This window comes from Alcanivorax sp. HI0083, from assembly GCF_001635175.1.
This window is the reverse complement of sequence record NZ_LWFX01000482.1, coordinates 1-784: the sequence shown is the minus strand read 5'-3', so window position 1 is coordinate 784 and position 784 is coordinate 1. Positions and strand designations below refer to the sequence as shown.

1 protein-coding gene is annotated in these 784 nt (G+C 57.7%); it reads left to right on the top strand.

Translation table 11 applies throughout. The features are described from left to right. On the top strand, positions 1–784 hold a 784-nt coding region (gene pstB, locus A3754_RS04950; RefSeq protein WP_082904755.1), incomplete at both ends, for a phosphate ABC transporter ATP-binding protein PstB.

Here is a 784-nt window from a genome sequence, read left to right as displayed (position 1 = left end):
TGACACAAGACTCCCCCTATCCAGACCAGACCGTGGGCACGCCCTTTGTGGATGACCCGAAAATGCGCCTGCGCGATGTGGAGGTGTTCTATGACGATAACCAGGCGATCCATGGCGTCAGCCTGGATATCGGCAAGAATGAGGTGGTGTCACTGATCGGTCCGTCCGGTTGTGGTAAATCCACGTTCCTGCGTTGTCTCAATCGCATGAACGACACTATCGATATTTGTAAGGTGAAGGGCAGCCTGCATCTGGAAAGCCAGGATCTGTATGACCCCAAGCTGGATGTGGTGGAGCTGCGCGCCCGGGTGGGCATGGTGTTCCAGAAGCCCAACCCCTTCCCGAAATCCATTTATGACAACGTGGCCTATGGCCCGCGTATTCACGGCCTGGCCAACAAGAAATATGACCTGGACGAAATCGTGGAAACCAGCCTGCGCAAGGCCGGGCTGTGGGAAGAAGTGAAAGACCGTCTGCACGCACCAGGCACGGGCCTGTCCGGCGGTCAGCAGCAGCGTCTGTGTATTGCCCGCACCATTGCGGTGAGCCCGGAAGTGGTGCTGATGGATGAGCCCTGTTCCGCGCTGGATCCCATTGCCACCGCCAAGATCGAAGAGCTGATCAGCGAGCTGAGCGAGTCTTATACCATCGCCATCGTGACTCACTCCATGCAGCAGGCCGCGCGGGTATCGCACCGTACCGCCTATTTCCACCTGGGTCGTCTGGTGGAAATGAATGATACCGAGACTGTGTTCACCAAGCCCGAACACGATCTGACGGAAGC